The sequence below is a fragment of the Crossiella sp. NPDC003009 genome (assembly GCF_053591555.1).
In genome coordinates this window covers 1-18,469 of sequence record NZ_JBSFUA010000058.1, presented here as the reverse complement: position 1 = coordinate 18,469, position 18,469 = coordinate 1, and the positions used below count along the sequence as shown (strand labels likewise).

General features: G+C 72.9%; 19 protein-coding genes, 1 pseudogene and 1 riboswitch. Of the genes and pseudogenes, 14 read left to right on the top strand and 6 right to left on the bottom strand.

The annotated features are described in order from the left end of the window. The first annotated feature begins 60 nt into the window (after window positions 1-60). The 3 genes from ACWDY5_RS36535 to ACWDY5_RS36525 all read left to right on the top strand — a co-directional run bounded on the left by ACWDY5_RS36535 (window position 61) and on the right by ACWDY5_RS36525 (window position 3,372). On the top strand, window positions 61-984 hold the full coding sequence (locus ACWDY5_RS36535) for a LysR family transcriptional regulator (RefSeq protein ID WP_449726694.1): 924 nt from the start codon (window positions 61-63) through the stop codon (window positions 982-984). Window positions 985-1,092: 108 nt separating this feature from the next. Further along, window positions 1,093-2,250 (top strand): NAD-dependent formate dehydrogenase, encoded by a 1,158-nt coding sequence (locus ACWDY5_RS36530; RefSeq protein ID WP_449726693.1) that lies wholly within the window; start codon window positions 1,093-1,095, stop codon window positions 2,248-2,250. Between the two features lie 30 nt (window positions 2,251-2,280). Then, on the top strand, window positions 2,281-3,372 hold the full coding sequence (locus ACWDY5_RS36525; RefSeq protein ID WP_449726692.1) for a maleylacetate reductase: 1,092 nt from the start codon (window positions 2,281-2,283) through the stop codon (window positions 3,370-3,372). A gap of 10 nt (window positions 3,373-3,382) precedes the next feature. Here ACWDY5_RS36525 and ACWDY5_RS36520 read toward each other — a convergent pair whose 3' ends face one another. Genes ACWDY5_RS36520 through ACWDY5_RS36505 form a run of 4 tightly spaced genes read right to left on the bottom strand, consistent with a single transcriptional unit; the run spans window position 3,383 to window position 6,910 of the window. Next, window positions 3,383-4,159: an IclR family transcriptional regulator domain-containing protein gene (locus ACWDY5_RS36520; protein WP_449726721.1), complete on the bottom strand. Its 777-nt coding sequence runs from the start codon at window positions 4,157-4,159 to the stop codon at window positions 3,383-3,385. An 11-nt stretch (window positions 4,160-4,170) separates the two neighbouring features. Then, window positions 4,171-5,346, bottom strand: coding sequence for a thiolase family protein (locus tag ACWDY5_RS36515; protein ID WP_449726691.1), 1,176 nt, complete (start codon window positions 5,344-5,346; stop codon window positions 4,171-4,173). Further along, a complete protein-coding gene (locus ACWDY5_RS36510; protein ID WP_449726690.1) occupies window positions 5,343-6,092 on the bottom strand; it encodes a CoA-transferase subunit beta in 750 nt (249 codons plus the stop codon). The genes ACWDY5_RS36515 and ACWDY5_RS36510 overlap by 4 nt, the downstream gene beginning before the upstream one ends. Continuing rightward, window positions 6,089-6,910: a CoA transferase subunit A gene (locus ACWDY5_RS36505; protein WP_449726689.1), complete on the bottom strand. Its 822-nt coding sequence runs from the start codon at window positions 6,908-6,910 to the stop codon at window positions 6,089-6,091. The genes ACWDY5_RS36510 and ACWDY5_RS36505 overlap by 4 nt, the downstream gene beginning before the upstream one ends. A 98-nt stretch (window positions 6,911-7,008) precedes the next feature. Between ACWDY5_RS36505 and ACWDY5_RS36500 the strand changes: the two genes are divergently transcribed. After that, the gene (locus ACWDY5_RS36500) at window positions 7,009-7,932 is read left to right on the top strand and encodes a LysR family transcriptional regulator (RefSeq protein ID WP_449726688.1); all 924 of its coding nucleotides are present in this window, start codon (window positions 7,009-7,011) and stop codon (window positions 7,930-7,932) included. On the opposite strand, the gene ACWDY5_RS36495 is transcribed toward ACWDY5_RS36500, so the two are convergent. Together ACWDY5_RS36495 and ACWDY5_RS36490 are read right to left on the bottom strand one after the other, a co-directional pair. After that, entirely contained in the window at window positions 7,929-8,219 is a 291-nt protein-coding gene (locus ACWDY5_RS36495) for a hypothetical protein (RefSeq protein WP_449726687.1), read from the bottom strand. The genes ACWDY5_RS36500 and ACWDY5_RS36495 overlap by 4 nt on opposite strands. Before the next feature lie 117 nt (window positions 8,220-8,336). Continuing rightward, window positions 8,337-9,119, bottom strand: a complete 783-nt coding sequence (locus ACWDY5_RS36490) for a right-handed parallel beta-helix repeat-containing protein (RefSeq protein ID WP_449726686.1) — start codon at window positions 9,117-9,119, stop codon at window positions 8,337-8,339. Window positions 9,120-9,220: 101 nt separating this feature from the next. Here ACWDY5_RS36490 and ACWDY5_RS36485 point away from each other — a divergent pair, with 101 nt between their 5' ends. The 10 genes and pseudogenes from ACWDY5_RS36485 to ACWDY5_RS36440 all read left to right on the top strand — a co-directional run. Then, on the top strand, window positions 9,221-10,978 hold the full coding sequence (locus tag ACWDY5_RS36485) for a serine/threonine-protein kinase (protein ID WP_449726685.1): 1,758 nt from the start codon (window positions 9,221-9,223) through the stop codon (window positions 10,976-10,978). 61 nt (window positions 10,979-11,039) lie between these two features. Further along, a complete protein-coding gene (locus ACWDY5_RS36480) occupies window positions 11,040-11,840 on the top strand; it encodes an FHA domain-containing protein (protein ID WP_449726684.1) in 801 nt (266 codons plus the stop codon). Between the two features lie 42 nt (window positions 11,841-11,882). Next, window positions 11,883-13,649: an SDR family oxidoreductase gene (locus ACWDY5_RS36475; protein ID WP_449726683.1), complete on the top strand. Its 1,767-nt coding sequence runs from the start codon at window positions 11,883-11,885 to the stop codon at window positions 13,647-13,649. A gap of 18 nt (window positions 13,650-13,667) precedes the next feature. Next, window positions 13,668-14,540: a metal-dependent hydrolase gene (locus tag ACWDY5_RS36470; RefSeq protein WP_449726682.1), complete on the top strand. Its 873-nt coding sequence runs from the start codon at window positions 13,668-13,670 to the stop codon at window positions 14,538-14,540. After that, window positions 14,540-15,550 (top strand): PDR/VanB family oxidoreductase, encoded by a 1,011-nt coding sequence (locus ACWDY5_RS36465; protein ID WP_449726681.1) that lies wholly within the window; start codon window positions 14,540-14,542, stop codon window positions 15,548-15,550. Before ACWDY5_RS36470 ends, ACWDY5_RS36465 begins: the two co-directional genes overlap by 1 nt. A gap of 58 nt (window positions 15,551-15,608) precedes the next feature. Beyond that, window positions 15,609-16,220, top strand: coding sequence for a TetR/AcrR family transcriptional regulator (locus ACWDY5_RS36460; protein ID WP_449726720.1), 612 nt, complete (start codon window positions 15,609-15,611; stop codon window positions 16,218-16,220). A 3-nt stretch (window positions 16,221-16,223) separates the two neighbouring features. Beyond that, a complete protein-coding gene (locus ACWDY5_RS36455; RefSeq protein ID WP_449726680.1) occupies window positions 16,224-16,745 on the top strand; it encodes a GNAT family N-acetyltransferase in 522 nt (173 codons plus the stop codon). Between the two features lie 98 nt (window positions 16,746-16,843). Beyond that, a riboswitch (cobalamin riboswitch) is annotated at window positions 16,844-17,019 on the top strand. A gap of 24 nt (window positions 17,020-17,043) precedes the next feature. After that, on the top strand, window positions 17,044-17,241 hold the full coding sequence (locus ACWDY5_RS36450) for a CbtB domain-containing protein (RefSeq protein WP_252482546.1): 198 nt from the start codon (window positions 17,044-17,046) through the stop codon (window positions 17,239-17,241). Window positions 17,242-17,255: 14 nt separating this feature from the next. Further along, on the top strand, window positions 17,256-18,005 hold the full coding sequence (locus tag ACWDY5_RS36445) for a CbtA family protein (protein WP_449726679.1): 750 nt from the start codon (window positions 17,256-17,258) through the stop codon (window positions 18,003-18,005). A gap of 191 nt (window positions 18,006-18,196) precedes the next feature. Beyond that, window positions 18,197-18,469, top strand: a pseudogene (locus ACWDY5_RS36440) (DNA-binding response regulator); the annotation flags it as partial.

Here is an 18,469-nt window from a genome sequence, read left to right as displayed (position 1 = left end):
GGCAATGTGGAATCGGTTGCGCGACTGGACCGCGACCGCCGCGCTGGACCATGCTGGGGTGTGCTGTTGCGTCAACTGGAGTACTTGGTCGCGCTCGCCAGGGAGCGGCACTTCGGCCGCGCCGCCGCGGCCTGCCATGTCTCCCAGCCTTCGCTGTCCTCGGCGATCCGTTCCCTGGAGAAGGAACTGGGCACGCCGCTGGTCGATCGGGGCCGCAAGTTCGACGGCCTGACTGCGGAGGGTGAGCGGGTTCTGCTGTGGGCGCACCGCATCCTGGCCGAGCGGGACGCCCTCCAGGACGAGCTGGCGGAGATGCGCCAGGGACTCACCGGCACGGTCCGGATCGGCGCCATCCCCACCGCGCTCACCGCGGTCTCGTTGCTGACAGCCCCGTTCTGCCAACGACATCCGCACGCCAGGGTCAGCATCCGGTCACTGTCCTCTCGGGACATCGCGCACGGCCTTGCCGAGTTCGAGCTGGACGCCGGACTGACCTATTTGGACGGTGAGCCGCTGGGCCGGGTCCGGCGACTCCCCGTATACGAGGAACGCTATCTCTTGCTTGCGCCGAGCGACAGTGATCTTGCTCGTCAGGGTTCGGCGGGCTGGGCCGAGGCGGCCGCGGTGCCGCTGTGCCTGCTGTCCGCGCAGATGCGCAACCGCCGGATCCTGGACGAGCTCTTCGCCGCCGCGGGCGCCACCGTCGCGCCCGCGGTGGAGACCGACTCGGTGGCCGCGCTGTACGCGCACGTGGCCACCCGGACCTGGTACTCGGTCATCTCGCACGCCTGGCTGCACATGTTCGGCGTGCCGGCCGGGATGCGCGCGCTGCCCCTGCATGGCACCGCGCAGACCCCCCGGGTCGGCCTGGTCACCGCGGCCCGCGACCCGGAGGCGCCGATGGCCGCGGCACTGGCCGAGGTGGCCCGCGTGGTGGACGTGCGCGGCGAGCTGGACCGGGTCGCCCGCGCCCACCTGTCATAGCCCTGAGCTATCGGTCGACAGGAGCAAACGCTTTGACCTGCGCCGTTGCCGCACTGAACGCTCGGTAGGGCAAGGAAGACCCACCCCCCAGCGCGAGGAGAAGGCGACATGGCGAAGGTGCTGTGCGTGCTCTACGACGACCCGGTCGACGGCTACCCGACCGGCTACGCCAGGGACGGCCTGCCGCACCTGGACCGCTATCCGGACGGCCAGACCCTGCCCAGTCTCCAGGCCGTCGACTTCACCCCCGGCGCGCTGCTGGGCAGCGTCTCCGGCGAGCTCGGGCTGCGCCGGTTCCTGGAGAGCAGGGGGCACACCCTGGTGGTGACCTCGGACAAGGACGGCCCCGGCTCGGTGTTCGAGCGCGAGCTGGCCGACGCCGACGTGGTCATCTCCCAGCCGTTCTGGCCCGCCTACCTGACCCCGGAGCGGATCGCCAAGGCCCCCAACCTCAAGCTCGCGGTCACCGCGGGCATCGGCTCCGACCACGTGGACCTGGCCGCCGCGATCGAGGCCGGGGTGACCGTCGCCGAGGTCACCTACTGCAACAGCATCAGCGTGGCCGAGCACGTGCTGATGATGATCCTCGGCCTGGTCCGCAACTACCTGCCCTCACACCAGATCGTCCGGGACGGCGGCTGGCACGTCGCGGACGCGGTGGCCCGCTCCTACGACCTGGAGGGCATGCACGTCGGCACGGTCGCCGCCGGCCGGATCGGGCTGGCCGTGCTGCGCAGGCTCAAGCCCTTCGACGTGCACCTGCACTACACCGACCGCCACCGCCTGCCCGCCGAGCTGGAGCGGGAGCTGGGCCTGACCTTCCACCCGGACGCCGCCACCATGGTCCCGCACTGCGACGTGGTCACCATCAACGCGCCGCTGCACCCGGAGACCGAGGGTCTCTTCGGCGAGCAGCTCATCGCCACCATGCGCCGCGGCGCCTACCTGATCAACACCGCCAGGGCCAAGATCGCCGACGAGCAGGCCGTGGTCCAGGCGCTGGAGTCCGGCCACCTGGCCGGCTACGCGGGCGACGTCTGGTACCCGCAACCGGCCCCAGCCGACCACCCGTGGCGCACCATGCCGCACCACGGCATGACCCCGCACATCTCCGGCTCCTCGCTGTCCGCCCAGACCCGCTACGCCGCGGGCACCAGGGAGATCCTGGAGAACTTCTTCGATGGTTCCCCGATCCGCGAGGAGTACCTGATCGTGCAAGGCGGCAAGCTGGCGGGCACCGGCGCCCGCTCCTACTCCACCCGCTGACCCCTGTGTGCCGGGCCGGATACTGCGCCCATGGCCACGTTCACCTACACCGCCAACCCGGCCCGGATCCTCTTCGGCCCCGGCACCCTGGACCGGCTCCCCGAGGAGGTCCGCGCCCTCGGCGGCACCCGGGTCCTGCTGATCGGCTCGCCCCGCTCGGCCGACCGGGCGGCCGGGCTGCTTGGCCCGCTGCTGGCCGCCCGCTTCGAACGCCCGGTCCCGCACACCCCGGTCGGGGTCACCGGGACCGCGCTGGCGCTGGTGCGGGAGCACGGCGTCGACTGCCTGGTCGCCATCGGCGGCGGCTCGGCCATCGGGCTGGCCAAGGCGCTGGCCCTGCGCACCGGCCTGCCGCAGGTCGTGCTGCCCACCACCTACGCGGGCTCCGAGGTCACCGCGGTGCTCGGCCAGACCGACCAGGGCGTCAAGACCACGCTGACCTCGCCGCAGGTGCTGCCCGAAACGGTCATCTACGACGTCGAGCTGACCCTCGCCCTACCGGCCGGCCGGTCGGTCACCAGCGGCGTCAACGCCCTCGCGCACGCCGTGGAGGCCCTGTACGCGCCGCAGGCCAACCCCATCACCGACCGGCTGGCGGTGGAGGCGATCACCCGCCTCGGCCGCGCCCTGCCCCGCATCGCCGCCGGCCCGGCCGACCTGGCCGCCCGCGCCGACGCGTTGCAGGGCGCGTGGCTGGCCGGCACCTGCCTCGGCTCGGTCGGCATGGGCCTGCACCACAAGCTCTGCCACACCCTCGGCGGCGCCTTCGACCTGCCGCACGCACAAACCCACACCGTGCTGCTGCCGCACGCGATGGCCTACAACGCCCCGGCGGCCCCGGCCGCGATGGGCCAGGTCGCCGAGGCCCTCGGCGTCACCGACGCGCCCCGCGGCGTGCACGAGCTGGTCGTCCGCCTCGGCGGCCCCACCTCGCTGCGTGCACTGGGCCTGGCCGCCTCCGACCTGCCCCGTGCGGTCGAGCTGGCCACCGCCACCCCGTACCCCAACCCGCGCCCGCTCACCGCCGAGGGCATCGCCGCCCTGCTCGAGGACGCCTGGCACGGCCGCGCCCCGGCCGCCGCAGGGCCGCCCGACCTGCGCCCCGGCGGGGGAGCGGCCTGAGCGACCGCGGTCACCGCCGGGCCCGCAGGTCCTCCTCGATCCCCTTGCACGCCACCAGCAACCGCGGCAACAACTCCGCCTCCATCGCCCCCGCCGACACCCGGCTGGCATGCGTGGCGATGTTCGCCGCCGCCACCACCCGCCCGGCCCGGTCCCGGATCGGCGCGGCAACCGACCGCAGCCCCTCCTCCAGCTCCTGGTCCACCACCGCCCACCCCTGTGCCCGCACCAGGCGCAGCTGCTCCCGCAACCGCTCCGCCGAGGTGATCGTCCGCGAGGTCAACCGCGTCAGCCCGCTGGCCGCCAGCGCCGCGTCCAGCTCCGGCCCGTCCAGCTCGGCCAGCAACACCTGCCCCATCGAGGTCGCGAACGCCGGAAACCGGGTGCCCACGCTGATGCCGACCGTCATGATCCGCGACACCGCCGCCCGCGCCACGTACACGACCTGGCCGCCGTCGAGCACCGAGACCGAGCTGGACTCACCGACCTCGGCCGACAACCGCTCCAGATGCGGCTGCGCCACCTCCGGCAGCGACTGGCTGGACAGGTAGGCGTACCCCAGCTCCAGCACCCGGGCGGTCAGCGCGAACTGCTTGCCGTCGGTGCGCACATAGCCCAAGTCCACCAGTGTCAACAGGAACCGCCGCGCCGCGGCCCTGGTCATCCCGGTCTCCCTGGCCACCTCGCTGAGGGTCAGCTCCGGCCGGTCGGGCCCGAACGCGGTGATCACCGCCAGCCCGCGCGCCAACGACTGCACGTGGTGCGCGCCCCGCTCCGCCTGCTCCATCTCACTCCCACTCACGCCTGCAACACCACGGCCAAGCCCTGCCCGACCCCGATGCACAGTGTGGCAAGCCCCCAGCCGCCACCGGCACGTCGCAGCCGGTGAGCCAGCTGCGCGAGCAACCGCCCGCCCGAGGCGCCCAGCGGATGGCCCAGCGCGATCGCCCCGCCGTCGGCGTTGACGATCTCCGGATCCAGCTCCGGCCAGGCCCGCAGACAGGCCAGCGCCTGCGCCGCGAACGCCTCGTTCAACTCGACCGCGGTCAGCTCCGACCACCCGATCCCGGCCCGCCGCAACGCGATCTCCGCCGCCCGCACCGGCCCCAGCCCGAACACGCCCGGATCCACCCCGGCCGCACCCCGCCCCGCGATCCTCGCCAACGGCGTCACACCAAGCCGTCGCGCAGCGGCCTCATCACCCAGCAACAAGGCCGAAGCGCCGTCGTTCAGCGGCGAGGAGTTCCCCGCCGTGACCGTCCCCTGTGGACGGAACACCGGCTTCAGCCCGGCCAGCTTGGCCGCCGTCGTATCGGCCCGGATGCTCTCATCCCGAGCCAGCTCCACACCCGGCACCGCCACCACGTGCTCGTCGTAGTGCCCAGCATCCCAGGCCGCCGCGGCCAGCCGATGACTGCGCAACGCGAACTCGTCCTGGCTCGCTCTGTCCACAGTGGACTGCTCTGCCAGGATCTCGGTGCTCTCGCCCAGTGACACCGTCCACTGCCGCGGCATCACCGGATTCACCATCCGCCACCCCAGCGTCGTCGAGTGCAAGGTCGCGTCGGCGGCCGGGAAACCCTTGGCGGGCTTGGGCAGCACCCACGGTGCCCGGCTCATCGACTCCACCCCGCCGACCGCCACCAGTGACGCGTCACCCACCGCGATCATCCGCGAGGCGTGCATCGCCGCGTCCAGACTGGATCCGCACAACCGGTTCACCGTGGTCCCCGGCACCGAGGTCGGCCACCCGGCCAGCAGCGCGGCCATCCGCGCCACGTTCCGGTTGTCCTCACCGGCCTGGTTGGCCGCCCCGAAAACCACCTCGTCGACCTCGCCCGGATCAAACCCGGTCCGCTCGGTCAACGACCGCAACACCAGCGCCGCCAGGTCATCCGGCCGAACTGCCGACAGCGCACCGCCGTGCCGCCCGAACGGAGTCCGCAGCCCGTCCAGCAGGAACACCTCGGTCATGACCGCCCCTTCAGCTCCCGCAACGCCGCCAGCTCCGCTGCGGTCGGCGCGGGCGTCTCGGCCAGCTCGGGGGAGACCCGCAGCTCCCACCCGGTGGCGGCGCGCACCTGCTCCACCGGCACACCCGGGTGCAGCTGCGTCAGGGTGAGCTCCCGCGTCTCCGGATCCGGCCGCATCACGCCAAGATCGGTGATCACCGTCGTCGGCCCGGCTCCGGTCAACCCCAGCCGCTCCCGATCACCGGCGCCACGCCCGTGCCCGACCGAGGTCACGAAGTCCACCCGCTCGACGAAGCTGCGCCGGGTCTGCCGCACCACCACAAAGACCTCCCGGCAGGACGCCGCGATCTCCGGCGCGCCACCGGCTCCCGGCAGCCGCACCTTGGGGTCCCGGTAGTCCCCGACCACGGTCGTGTTGATGTTGGCGAACCGGTCGAGCTGCGCCGCCCCCAGGAAGCCCACATCGATCCGCCCGGGCTGCAACCAGTAGTTGAACACCTCGGGCACGCTGATCACCGCATCCGCGGTCTCACCGAGAATGCCGTCCCCGATCGAGGCGGGCAGCCGGTCCGGCTTGGACCCCAGGGTGCCCGACTCGTAGATCAGCACCAGCTCCGGCGCGTGCGTCAGGCGCGCCAGGTTCGCGGCGGTGGAAGGCAGTCCGATCCCGACGAAGCACCGGACGCCGTCCCGCAACGCCCGCGAGGCGGCCACCGTCATCATCTCATCCGCGGTGTACCCGCTCATCCGATCCTCCCGGCCGGGGCGAAGACGTTGTCCCGCAACCACTCCTGGAACCGTTCCCGGTCGCGCGAGATCGGGTCCCAGTCCTGGTACCACTGGTTGTCCCGCTCGGAATAGCCTTGCGCGTACGAGGGATGGGCCCCACCCGGCACCACTGCCACCCGGCTGACCACCCAGGACGGCAACACGATCGCCCCCGGCACCGGCGTCAGCTCGTCCACCACCTCCTCGACGGTCACCAAGCTCCGCCGAGCCGCCAGCACCGCTTCTTTCTGCACCCCCAGCAGCCCCCACAGCTGCACGTTGCCGCGCCGATCGGCCCGCTGCGCGTGCACCACGGTCACATCCGGGTTCAGCGCGGGCACCGCGGCCAGCCGCTCCCCGGTGAACGGGCAGTCGATCGCCCGGATCGTCGGGGTCACCGAGCCGAGATCGGTCCCCGAGTAGCCGCGCAGCACCGCGAACGGCAACCCGGACGCCCCGGCGACATAGCGGTTGGCCATCCCCGCGTGGCTGTGTTCCTCAAGCTCCAGCGCCCGGGGCCACGCGTGCTCCACCGCGTCCCGGAACCGGTGCAGCGACCCCACCCCGGGATTGCCGCCCCAGGAGAAGACCAGCTTCCGCGCGCACCCGGCCCCGATCAGCTGGTCGTACACCAGGTCCGGCGTCATCCGGACCAGCGTCAGGTCTCGCCGCCGCTGCCGGATGATCTCCCGCCCGGCCGCCATCGGGATCAGGTGGGTGAACCCCTCCAGCGCGAGGACGTCCCCGTCCCGCACCAGCTCGGCGACCCCGTCCGCCAGCGACACGATCTCCGCCATCGCCCGCTCCAATGTTCGCATAGCGCACATAAGTTCTACATACGAACATAGTCCCGCCCGCAAACCCCGTCAACAACGGGCGTGGCTAGGGTGCGGACGTGGTGACCGTGCGGCAGCTGGAGTGTTTTGTCGGGGTGGTGGACTGCGGCACGTTCACGGCTGCCGCCGAGGTGTTGTTGCTGACGCAGCCCGCCTTGTCGCGCAGTGTGCGTGAGCTGGAGCGGGTGGTGGGAGCGCCGCTGCTGGAGCGGTTGCCGCGTGGGGTGGAGCTGACGGCGGTGGGGCGGGCGGTGCTGCCCGCGGCGCGGAGCGCGCTGGCCGAGGCCCGGCGGGTGCGGGAGGTCGGGCGGCGGGCCGCGGGGCTGCTGGCGGGGGAGCTGCACGTGGCGGTGGTGCAGTCGTTGACCCTGGGGGCGTTGCTGCCGGTGGTACGGCAGTGGCGGGAGGAGCATCCCGGGGTGGAGCTGCGGATCACCGAGTTCACGCATCGGGACCACCTGGAGCAGGCGGTGCGGGACGGGTTCGCCGACGTCGCCGTCTCGCCCCGGCCCCGGGAGTGGGACGGGCCGGTGCGGGAGCTGGGGGTGGAGGAGTTCGTGCTGGTGCTGCCCGCGGGGGAGCAGGCGCCACCGGCGGGGCGGCGGTTGCCGGTGGCGGAACTGGCGGAGCGGCGGTGGGTGCACTTCGATCCGGTCAACGGGCTCGCCGAGGTGGTGGACCGGACCTGCGCGGCCGCCGGGTTCAGCCCGGTGGTGTCGGTGCGGACGGCGCAGACCAGTGCCGCGCCCCGGCTGGCGGCGGCGGGGCTGGGAATCGCGTTGGTGCCCGCGAACATCCTGGCGCCGACCGACGCGGTGACGGTGGCCTTTCCCGAGCCCGCGGTGCGGCGGCCGGTGGCCGCGTTCACCCGGCGGGCGCCGGATCCGATGACCGGGGCCTTCCTGGACTTGCTCGAACGAGCGGCGGAGGTGGTGCCGCCGCACCTGCCCGCGCCCGCTGACCGGCCGGGAAATGCGGGCTAGAGCGGCAGGGGCGGGTTGGGGCTGTCCAGGAACTCGGTGGTGATGAACAGCAGCGGGGTGCGGCCGATGTTCTCCAGGTCGTGCAGCAGGAAGTGGCCGGCCGGGAAGCGCAGGAACTTGCTTTCTCCCGACCGGTAGGTCACCTCGCGGGTGGCGCCGTCGTGGCTGTGCCGGCGGCCGCGGCCGTTGTGCTCGTTGCGCCGGAAATCCGCGTGCAGTTCGGCGGTCCAGCCCTGGTGGTCGCGCCCGACCAGTCGGTCGGCGAGGGGTGGGGCCGGTTCGGGCATGGACGCCTCCACGGTCGCTGCGGTGATGCGGTCGGTGCCAGCTTCCGGGGCCGGCCGGGGAGGCGTCCAAGGCCGGTTCTTACTGGTGGTGATGCGTTCCGCGCATACCCCGGCTGGTCAGGGGCGGCCGCCGGGCTTGGGGCCCTGGTAGCCCGGCCGGGAGGAGTTGTCGATGCCGACCTCGTACCGGATGCCCGGGCTGACCTTGTTCTCGCGCACGGTCGCGTTCGTGGACTTGATCGCCAGGCCGATCGCCTTCACCGGCGAGGCGGCGAACTCGTTCCGCTCGATCGTGGCGTGCTGGACGTCCTCGAACATCAGGGCCTGGGAAGCCTTCCGCGTCTCGCAATAGTTGCCGCGGATGGTGAAGTGGTGCGAGTGCCCGCGCCCGCTGCCCTCGCCTTCGTTCGGGCCCTCGGCCATCAGGCACATGTTGTCGATCTTCTCGCACCGGTTGCCCTCGATCAGCACGTCCTGGCTGGCCGGGGTGTTGGTGGCGTAGGTCTGCATGCAGTCGGCGTGCCCGTGCCTGTTGCTGGTGCCGGACACCGTGTTGCGCAGGATCTTGATCCCGGTGCCGAAGAACCGGATGCCGTCGCCGTCACGGTTGCGCGGCTCGGTGATCGTGTTGTCCTCGATGGTGATGTTGTTGCCCTGCGCGCGAATTCCCGGCGCCTCGGGCTGGACCAGCCGGAAGTTGCGGATCACCACGTGGCTGGCGTTGACGGTGATGCCGTTGACGTCCTTGCCCGTGCCGTCGACGACCAGCGGCTGCTCCGCCGTGCCGCCCTTGCTGATCACCAGCCGGGACCCGGCCGGTTCCGCGACCCCGGCCACGGCCGGGGCGAGCAGCACGACGACCCCCGCCGCCGCGATGACCGCCGACACCTTTCCGATCATGTGGATTCCTCCTCCTCAGGTCCCCAGCGGGTTGCCGCACCGGAGGCCGCGGACGCTAGGTCCGGTGGGCGGGAGGGTTCCCGGCTCCCTACACTGACCGCATGCGCAGTGGTCAACTGATCGCTGAGCGTTACCGCCTGGAGGAGCGGTTGGGCGCCGGGGGGATGGGGGTCGTCTGGCGGGCGACCGACCTGGAGCTGAACCGCACGGTGGCGCTCAAACGGTCGCACTCGGCGGACAGCGAGCACGGGGGCAGCCAGACCAGGAGGGAGGCCCGGCTCGGCGCCGGGCTCAACCACCCCGGCGTGGTCACCGTCTTCGACGTGCTGCTCGACGGCGAGGACCGTTGGCTGGTCATGGAATACCTGGAGTGCCGTGACCTCGACCGGGTGCTCACCGAGGACGGTCCGCTGCCGCCGGAGCAGGTCGCCCGGATCGGCGCGCAGCTGGCCGCCGCGCTGGCCGCCATGCACGAGGACGGCCTGGTGCACCGGGATGTCAAGCCGGGCAACGTCCTGCTCACCGCGAAGGGCACCGCGAAGCTGACCGACCTCGGCATCGCCCGCTGGACCGAGGAGACCCGCGCGGGCGGCGCCGAGCTGGACGGCACGCCCGGTTTCCTCGCCCCCGAGGTCGCCAAGGGCGAGGCCGGTGACGCCCCGGCAGACGTGTTCTCCTTGGGCGCCACGCTGTTCGCGGCGGTGGAGGGCTGCTCGCCGTGGGGCCAGGCCACGGTCAACCCGTACGGCCAGGTGCACCGCGCGGCCAGCTACCAATTGGAGCCGCGGCGACTGGCCGGATCACTCGGCCCGGTGCTGGAAGCGTTGCTGCGCAAGCGACCCGGGGACCGTCCCAGCGCGGCGGCGGCCGAGTCGATGTTGCGCGAGGTGGCCAACGGCAGTGAGGCCACCATCCGGATCCCGCGCACGGTGCGCCGCCGCCGGTGGGGGTTCGCGCTGGCCGCCGCCGCGGTGGTGACCGGGCTCGTCGCGGGCGTGCTGGTGTGGCGCCACGCCGGTAGCGAACCGGACTCCGTCACCGGCGACCCGCGGACCGCGGACCCGTGCGCGCTCACCGATCCGGCCGCGCTGAGCCGGTTCGGCCAGGCCCGGCTGGATGCGGACTACGGCAACTTCAACCGGTGCGACGTGCTGGTGCGGCTCAGCCCCGACCCCGAGGATGAGGCCGACGTCCGGGTCGAGCTGGAACCGCGCGCGGGCAACGCGCCGACCGAGGTCACCGCCACCCCGGTCGCCTCGATCGACCGCGCCCCGGAGCGCAACGGCCAGTGCAGGCGGACCGTCCAGCTCAACGACGGCTACCGGATCGTGGTCAGCGCCAAGCACATCGGCAACCGCCGGGCCGAGCTGTGCGCGATGGCCGACGCGGTCACCAGCGGCGTGGTGATCGTGCTGGGCCGGGGGCAGATCCCGCGCCGCCAGGCAGAACCCGCTCCCGGCTCGCTGGCCGGCCTGGACGCCTGCGCGCTGGTCGCGGAGCAGGAGGCCGCCACCGCCCTCGGCGGCGCGGCCACGCCTGGCCCCGGGTTCGGGAACTGGCTCTGCGAGTGGGAACGCGGCCGCCGCACGCTGCTGGTGATCTTCGACCGGGACCAGCCGATGGGCGCGCGCGACGGCGACCGGACCGACCTCAGCGGCCGCGCGACCTACGTCGAGGCCGACGGCTACGGCGAGCGGACCTGCGAGGCGGCCATCGTGCACCGCGACTACACCGGCCCCGACGGCAAGCCGATGATCGAGGTGGTGCGCGTGGTGGTGCGCGACGACCAGCCCGGCGAGAAGCTGTGCGCACCGGCGCGGGCCGTGGCTGGCCAGGTAGCGGCCCGCCTGGCACGGTGATCGGGAGGGGTCCCGGCAGCGCGGGCGCAGACTGGCCCCACGACGGTGCGAGGAGGCCGGAATGACCACACCCAGAGCGGGCGGCGTGCTGCTGCCCCGCAAGCACCGCAGCCTGGCCCACGGCGTGGAACGCGCCGCGCCGGGCGAGGTGTACGCGCTGACCGTGACCGGCGGCGTGCGGATGGCGCCGATGGAGGGCCAGCAGGTCCGCTTCGGGCGCAACCGGCCGGACGTCGACGTCTGCGTCGGCGAGGACGACGTGCAGGTGAGCAGGCGGCACGGTGTGCTGACCAGGCGGTTCGGCCAGTGGTGGGTGGGCAACACCGGCCGGTTGCCGATCAGGTTCCCCGGCGCGCTGCTGCTGTGCGGCGGCGAGGACGAGGTGCCGCTGGAGGAGGGCTACACGCCGCTGTTCATCCGTGGCGCGCGCAACCGCGAGCACCTGCTGGAGGTCTACGTCGCCGGCTCCGACGGCGGCCGCCCGCAGCCCCGGCACGGCGAGCCGACCCGGCCGCCGCGGACCTGGGTGCTGCGGCCGGAGGAGAAGCTGATGCTGGTCGTGCTGGGCCAGCGGTACCTGCTGCACGACGCGCGGCCGCAGCCGATGTCGCGGCAGCACACCGCGGAGGTGCTGGCCGGCCTGCAGCCGGGCGCCGGGTGGACGATCAAGCGGGTCGAGCACATGGTCACCGAGGTGCGGGCGCGCCTGTCGGCCGGGGGCGTGGCCGGGCTGACCAAGGCCGAGGTGGGCGAGCCGGTGGGCAACGCGCTCAACGACAACCTGCTGCGCGAGCTGGTGCTCTCCACCACGCTGGTGCCGCCGGACCTGGGCTTGCTCGACGATCCGTTCCCGGTGGAGTGAGCCCCGGCCCACCCCTATTGACAGAATGTCTAACATGACATTATGTCTCACAACGCGGTGCCTGCGGAGGCCGGGCGCACCCGGTTCGTCCAGGGTGACGGGGTCCGGCTGGCCGTGCGGGAATGGGGCGACCCCACCGCGCCGACCGTCCTCTGTGTGCACGGCTACCCGGACGACAGTTCGGTGTGGACGGACGTCGCGGCGCGGCTGGCCGAGCGGTTCCACGTGGTCGCCTACGACGTGCGCGGCGCGGGCGAGTCCGGCAAACCCAAAGCGCGCAAGGACTACCTCCTGGACCGGCTGGTCGCCGACCTGGTAGCCGTGGCGGCGGCGGTGAGCCCGGACCACCCGGTGCACCTGCTGGCCCACGACTGGGGCTCGATCCAGGCCTGGCACGCGGTCACCGACCCGGCGCTGAAGACCCGGATCCGTTCCTACACCTCGATCTCCGGCCCCTGCCTGGACCACGCCGGACACTGGATCCGGGACCGGCTGCGCAGGCCGAGCCCTCGCGGGCTGCGGGAACTGCTGCGACAGCTGGTGTTCTCCGGCTACATCGGCTTCTTCCAGCTGCCGTTCGTGCCGGAACTGGCCTGGCGCAGCGGAATCCTGCCGGAGGTGATGGGGCGGCTGGTCAAGCTCGGTGACGGGGTCGCCATCCCGCCGCCGGTGCTGGCCGACGGTCTGCACGGACTCCAGCTGTACCGGGCCAACATGCCCTCCCGGTTCGCCCGGCCGGCCCAGCGGCGCACCGAGGTGCCGGTGCAGGTGCTGGCGCCGAGCAGGGACCCGTTCGTCAGCACGCCGGTGCAGACCGACATCGCCCGCTGGGTCAGCGACCTGCGGGTGCGGCGGATCGCCGGTGGGCACTGGCTGCCGCGCAGCAGGCCCGAGGTCATCGCGCGCTGCGTCACCGAGTTCGCCGAACACCTCGACGGCGGCCCGGAAACCCGGTCGCTGCGCCGGATCCGCCCGATCCGGCCCAAACAGCGCTGGGCCGACCACCTGGTGCTGGTCACCGGCGCGGGCAGCGGCATCGGGCGGGAGACCGCCCTGGCCTTCGCTGAGCACGGCGCCGACGTGGTGGTGTCCGATGTGGACGGTGAGTCGGCGGCGCGCACGGCCGAGCTGGCCGAGCGGTTCGGTGTCACCGCCAGCGCGCACACCGTGGACGTGGCCGACGAGCAGGCCATGATCGCCTTCGCCGAGGAGGTCCGGCGGGGCAGGGGAGTGCCGGACGTGGTGGTCAACAACGCCGGCATCGGCATGGCCGGGGCGCTGCTGGACACCAGCACCGAGGACTGGCAGCGGGTCATCGACGTCAACCTGTGGGGCGTCATCCACGGCTCGCGCATCTTCGCCGACCAGCTGGTCGAGCGCGGCGAGGGCGGACACCTGGTCAACATCGCCTCCGCTGCGGCCTACCTCTACTCGCGCACCCTGCCCGCCTACGCCACCACCAAGTCCGCGGTGCTCACCCTGACCCAGTGCCTGCGCGCCGAGCTGGCCCCGCACCGCATCGGCGTCACCGCGGTCTGCCCCGGCATCGTCAACACCAACATCACCCGCAGCACCCGCTTCGTTGGCCTGGACGACACCCAGCAGCAGCGCAGCCGGGACCGCACCGCCGCCCTGTACCGCAGGCGGAACTACCCGCCCGCCAAGGTCGCGCGCGCCATCCTGCTCGCCGTGCACCAGGACAAGCCGCTCGCGCCGGTCACCCCGGAGGCGCATGCCGGGCTGCTGATCTCCCGCCTGACCCCCGGTCTGCTGCGCGCCGCCGCCCGCCGCGACCTGACCCCGCACTGACCGCACCGGAGCGACCCCATGAGCCACGAGCAGCCCGACCGCCTGGTCCTCACCGCCCGAGACGTGCACTTCGACTGGACCCGCACCCCGCTGCACTGGGTGCCCGGCGAACCGTTCGCCACCCACATCATCAACGTCATGCACCTGCTGCTGCCCGAGGGCGAGCGCTGGTTCGTCAAGGTCTTCCAACAGGCCCTGCCGCTGATCAGGGACGCTGAGCTGCGCGAGCAGGTGATCGGTTTCGTCGGCCAGGAGGCCGTGCACGCCGAGTCCCACCAAGGAGCGCAGGAACACCTGCGGGCACAGGGCATCGACCCGGACCCGTACGTGCGGCAGGTGGAGTGGATGTTCGCCAGGATCCTCGGCGACCGGGACCTCGACGCCCGGGGTCAGCGGGCCTGGCTGGTGGAACGGCTGGCCTACGTGGCCGCGGTGGAACACGTCACCGCCTTCCTCGGCCAGTGGATCCTGGACGCGCGCGGCCTGGACCGGGCAGGCGCCGATCCGACCATGCTGGACCTGCTGCGCTGGCACGGCGCGGAGGAGGTCGAGCACCGCTCGGTCGCCTTCGACCTGTACCACCACGTCGACGGCAGCTACCTGCGCCGGCTGCGCGCGATGGCGATCGTGGGACCGGTGCTGGTGCTGCTGTGGGTACGCGGCCTCAAGCACCTGATGCGCGCCGATCCGGAGCTCGGCGGGCGGGTCCGGCCGCGCTGGCGCGACGTCAGCCGCGGCGCCCGCCGGGGCCTGCTGCCCAGCTACGGCCAGCTGCTGCGCAAGACGGCCACCTTCTTCCGCCGCTCCTACCACCCTTCCCAGGAGGGCTCCACCGCCCAGGCCGTGGCCTACCTGGCGACCTCGCCCGCCGCGCGGGCCGCGGAGCACTGATGGCCTACCAGGACGCGCCACCCGACCGGCTGGCCGGTTGGGCGGCTCGCGCGATGGACCGCTACATCCGGCTGCTGCGCGGCCGCCGACCGGTCGACGCACCGCCCGAACCGCCGCGGCGGATGCGGATCGAGCAGGTCAGCGCCGAGGCCGAGGACGTGGTGAGCCTGCGCCTGGTCGCCGCCGACGGCGGCCCGCTGCCCGCCTGGCAGCCGGGACACCACCTGGACGTGCACCTGCCCTCCGGCCGGCGGCGGCAGTACTCGCTGTGCGGGGACCCGGTCGACCGGTCAGCCGGGTACCGGATCGCGGTCCGCCGGATCGCCGATGGCGGTGGCGGCTCCCGCGAGGTGCACGAACTGCGCGCCGGGGACGAACTGGGCATCCGGGGGCCGCGCAACGCCTTCCCGTTCGTGCCTGCCCCGCGCTACCTGTTCCTGGCCGGCGGCATCGGGATCACCCCGATCCTGCCGATGGCGCACGCCGCGGCCAGGGCCGGCGCGGACTGGCGGCTTGTCTACAGTGGACGGTCTCGGGCCAGCATGCCGTTCCTGGCCGAGCTCGCCGGTTACGGCGACCGGGTGCGGGTGCACGCCGACGACGAGCAGGGCGGCCCGCCCTCGGCCGCCGACCTGGTCGACACCGCCGGCTCGGTGGTCTACTGCTGCGGCCCGCCACCCATGCTCGCCGCGGTCCGCCGGGCCGTGCCGGTGTCCCGGCCGCTCTACCGGGAACGCTTCAGCCCGCCACCGGTGCTCGGCGGCGCGCCGTTCGAGGTCGAGCTGCGCCGCACCGGCCGCACCGTGCCGGTACCGGCCGAAACCTCCGCGCTCACCGCGATCCGCGCCGTGCTGCCCGATGTCGGCTACTCCTGCCAACAGGGGTTCTGCGGCACCTGCCGGGTCCGGGTGCTCGACGGCGTGCCCGACCGCCGCCATCCGGCCGACGATCCGGACCAGGCGCGCATCTGCGTGGCCCGGGCGCACACCCGGCTGACGCTGGATCTGTGATGATGAACCGGACATGACTGAACTGACCGAGACCAGCCAGCCCCGGCGCAAACGCCGGATGTCCCCGGCCGAACGCCGGGACGACCTGATCAGCGCCGCCCTGGAGCTGTACAGCAGCCGCGCGCCGGAACTGGTGTCGATCGAGGACATCATCACCCACGCCGAGGTTTCCAGGGCCCTGTTCTACCGGTACTTCGGCAGCCTGCGCGAACTGCACGTGGCCGCGCTGCGCACCGCGGTGGACGAGCTGGTCGACCGGCTCACCCGGCGCGAACCCGGCACCCTGCTGGACCAGCTGCGCCGCTCCCTCGGGGTGTTCGTCGACGTCGCCGACACCTACGCCACCGCCTACATCGCCTTGCTGCGCAGCGGATCCGTGGTCGCCACCAGGGACACCGACGCGCTGGTCGACGAGGTCCGCCACCTCGCGGTCCAGGAGATCCTGGACGTCACCGGCGTCACCGAGCCGAGCCCGTTCCTGCTGCTGACCCTGCGCTGCTGGGTCGCGGTGGTCGAGGGCAGCCTGCTGATCTGGTTGCAGGAACGGGACTACACCCGCGAGGAGCTGATCGGCTGGCTGATCGACCAGCTGGCCGCCATGACCGCGGCCACCGCCACCCGCGATCCCGTGGTCGCGGAACTGCTCACCCGCATCGCCCCGGAGGTGTGAGCGGTGCCCGTGCCGGCCCTGCGCCCGGTGACCGAGCCGGATCTGGCCCTGTTCCGCCGGTTCGCCACCGAACCCTGGCTGGTCGGCCTGGACTGGAACGGCTTCAGCGACCCCGGCGCGGCCACCCGGCGGTTCCCGGTCGACGGTTACCTCGGCGAGGACGGCGGCCGGCTGATCGTCGAGGTTGACGACACCGCAACGGGTTTTGTCGCCTGGGACACCAGGAGCCACGGCCGCGGCCGGTACTGGGAGATCGGCATCGTGCTGCTGCCGGAGTGGCGCGGCCAGGGCATCGGCTGGCGGGCGCAGGCGATGCTGTGCGACTACCTGTTCCTGCACACCCCGGCCGAGCGGATCCAGGCTGGCACCCACCCGGAGAACCACGCCGAACAACGATCCCTGGTGAAGGCCGGTTTCCAGCACGAGGGCGTGCTGCGCGCGGTGGAATGGCGCGCGGGCCAGTGGCGGGACGGCTACCTGTACAGCAGGCTGCGCAGCGACCCGGCCCCCGACCCTGCCGCCTGAACGCGCGAGCGCGACGAAAGTTCCGCCGGCCAGCACTTCGCGGCCTGATTGTGATGCTGATGACCCGTTCGGCGCTGGCTGCGCCGCCGCGCGGTGGCCTACCGTCACGGGGCCGCAGTGTTCGGGAAGCCGGTGCGATTCCGGCGTGGTCCTCGCCACTGTGACCGGGGAAGCCCGTCTCGATCCAGGCCACTGGACGGTTCGCCGTCTGGGAAGGCGAGAGACGTGGCCGTGATCCGGGAGCCAGGAGACCGGCTGCGGCGCGTCTGGAACCGTCCACGAGGCATGGAGGAAGAACATGTCGGCATCCGCCGCGTCCCCCGATCGTCCCACCGCCATCCCGGTCCCCGCCTGGTCCTACCTGGTCGCCGCCGCCGCGCTGATCGTGCTGTACGTGCTGCTGCAGGAGAACGGCCTGGTGCTGGCGCACGCTTCGGAACTCATCCACGAGTTCGCGCACGACGGGCGGCACGCGCTCGGCGTCCCGTGCCACTGAACGGGGACGCGCTGATGAGCACGCCCACCTTCGCATCCACCCTGGCCCGCGGCGCTCTGGCCGGTGTCCTGGCCGGACTGGCAGGCGCCGCGGTGCAGTACTTCCTCACCGAGGTCCCACTGGAAGCCGCGCTGGCGGTGGAGGAGGCCCGCCCAGCCGATCCCGCCGCGGCCGGGCACCACGGCGAGCTGTTCGACCGGGACACCCAGCTGCTCGGCGGACTGCTGGCCACCGTGGTGTTCGGCCTGGCCATCGGCGCGGTGTTCGCGGTCGTCTACGCGCGGCTGCGGCACCGGCTGCCCGGCAGGGCCGACTTCGACCGCGCGCTGCTGCTGGGCGGCGTCGGCTTCCTGGTCGTCTCCCTGTTGCCAGGCTTGAAATATCCGGCCAACCCGCCCGGTGTCGGCGATCCGTCCACAGTGGAGGAACGCACCCTGCTGTACCTGGCGGTCATCGTCGCCGGGCTGGTGCTGGCCAACCTCGCGCCGTGGTTCAACCGGTTCCTGGCGGACAAGGGCTGGGACCGCTCCAGCAGGCTCGCGGTCACCGGACTGTCCACTGTGGTCCTGCTGGCGCTGGTGGTGTTCCTGCTGCCCGCCAACAACGATCCGATCCCGGCGGACATCCCCGGCACGCTGCTGTGGCAGTTCCGGCTGTACTCGCTGATCCAGCTGGCCACCGTGTGGACGGTGCTGGCGGCGGCCTTCGGCCTGCTGCTGGACCGTCAGCAGCGCACGGCGGAGGCGCCTGCGCTCGCGGCCTGAACCACACTGCCGGGCCCGGCGGTCCACTGCTCACCCTGGACCGCCGGGCCCTGCCGCGCGCCAGCCGGCCGGGCGATTGTGGGTGGTCGCCACCCGGCCCGGCGGAAATGTGGGTGGTCGGACCCGATGTGCCGCCGCTCCGGCACGTATTGGCTGACCGGCAGGAGGCAACACGAGCGAGGAGGAACCGGATGGGTGAGCCGGTACGGGTCAGCGTGGTGGCGCTGGACCCGATGCTGGAAGCCGGCGCGACCGGTGCGCTGCACAGCTGCCCCGATCTGGCCGTGGCCGGGCCGGGGGAGCCGCCAGAGGTGACCGTGGTGATCGTGGACGCGGTCGCGGACAGCGTGCTCGACCTGGTGCGCGAGACCCGCGACGGGCCGGACCGGCCCGAGGTGGTGCTGGTGGCCACCGACCTGGCCCCGGCGGAGGCCCTGCACGCCATCGCCGCGGGCGCCCGCGGC